Source organism: Streptomyces sp. NPDC002130, assembly GCF_040296465.1.
Lineage (GTDB): Bacteria > Actinomycetota > Actinomycetes > Streptomycetales > Streptomycetaceae > Streptomyces.
This window is the reverse complement of record NZ_JBEOXI010000765.1, coordinates 1-1,547: the sequence shown is the minus strand read 5'-3', so window position 1 is coordinate 1,547 and position 1,547 is coordinate 1. Positions and strand designations below refer to the sequence as shown.

The 1,547-nt window shown below is 61.3% G+C and carries 1 protein-coding gene and 1 pseudogene; one reads left to right on the top strand and one right to left on the bottom strand.

The annotated features are described in order from the left end of the window. The coding region (locus ABT116_RS45305; RefSeq protein WP_351646887.1) for a DNA-3-methyladenine glycosylase family protein at positions 1-743 on the top strand (743 nt) is incomplete at its 5' end. Positions 744-747: 4 nt separating this feature from the next. Here the strand turns inward: ABT116_RS45305 and ABT116_RS45300 are convergent. Further along, a pseudogene (locus tag ABT116_RS45300) lies at positions 748-1,449 on the bottom strand (MMPL family transporter); the annotation flags it as partial. Positions 1,450-1,547: the final 98 nt, after the last annotated feature.

The window sequence follows — 1,547 nt, the reverse complement described above, 5'->3', positions numbered from 1 at the left end:
GTGTTCACACCAGAGTCATACCGTTGCCGTCCGGCCCGGTTGTCGTGTCGGTGTCGTGGACGGACGAAGGTGTTGTCGTGGATTCCGATGTGCCGGTAGCGGATTCAGCAGAGCTGGAGGTGATCGTGCGTCGTTGGCTCGACCTCGACGCCGATCACACTGCTGTAGAGGCAGCGTTCTGTAGCGATGAGTTGTTGGCCCCACTAGTGACCGCCCGTCCAGGATTGCGGGTGCTCGGCTCGGTGGACGGGTTCGAGACCGCGGTGCTCACCGTTCTGGGACAACAGGTTTCGCTCGGCGCGGCGAGGACGTTCGGTGGGCGCTTCGTCGGCGCATTCGGAGCGGCGGTGGACGCGGAGTTTCTTGCTTTCCCCGACCCGGCCTCGGTTGCAGCGCTATCGCCGGAGGATATTCAGAAAGCCGTCGGACTGACCACTGCGCGCGCAAAAACGGTGCACACGTTGGCAACTGCGGCAGCGAACGACCTCGATCTCTCCTGGGATGCGGATCCCGTCCAATTTCGGCGAGAGTTGTTGTCACTAACAGGAATCGGACCGTGGACCGCTGACTATCTCACTGTTCGAATTCTCGGTGATCGCGACGCATTCGTACCTGATGATCTGGTCTTGAAACGTGCGCTGGGTGTCTCCTCCGGCAAAGAAGCCGCGGCGTTGTCCGAGAAATGGCGACCCTGGCGGGCCTATGCGCTTTTTCATCTGTGGACCAAAGAGGCGTTTCTGTAGTCGGTCAGTCTTTGGCGCGCGCCAATTCGGACGGCCACCAGATACGTTTCCCGATGTCGTGAGAGAGCGCAGGCACCAGGACACTGCGCACGATGATCGTATCGAGCAACACACCGAAGGCCACGGCAAATCCGATCTCGGCGAGGAAGACCAGCGGCAGGATGCCCAGTACGGCAAATGTTGCGGCCAAGACGATTCCGGCTGAAGTGATCACGCCGCCCGTCACTGCAAGACCGCGCAGAACGCCTGCACGGGTACCGAATTCTCCCGTCTCCTCCCGGACCCTGGTCATCAAGAAGATGTTGTAGTCGATACCCAGAGCGACGAGGAACACGAAGGCGAACAGCGGGAAAGACTGATCAGCCCCGGCGAACCCGAACACGTGCGTGAAGAAGAATCCGCTCACGCCGAGGGTCGCCGCGAAGGAAAGCACCACGGTGACAATGAGAATCACCGGGATCAGCAGAGCGCGAAGCAAAGCGGCCAAGACCAGGAAGATCACCACCAACACGATCGGGATGATCAGGTTTCTGTCGCGGACCGAGGCCGCCTGGACATCAAGGGTGGTGGCCGTGCTGCCGCCGACAAGTGCGTCGGCGCCGGGCACGTCGTGGACGGCCGTCCGCAGTCGCTTGACAGTATCGAGTGCCTGCGGTGAATCGTAGGAGTCGGCGAGGGTTGCATTGATCATGGTGCGGCCGTCGATCGGTGCAACGGTGAAAGCCGACCAGTACGCGCGCAACACGTTGATCGAGATGAACATCTCCCTGGTCCGCTACGCGGCCTCCCGTTTCCGCAGCCGGG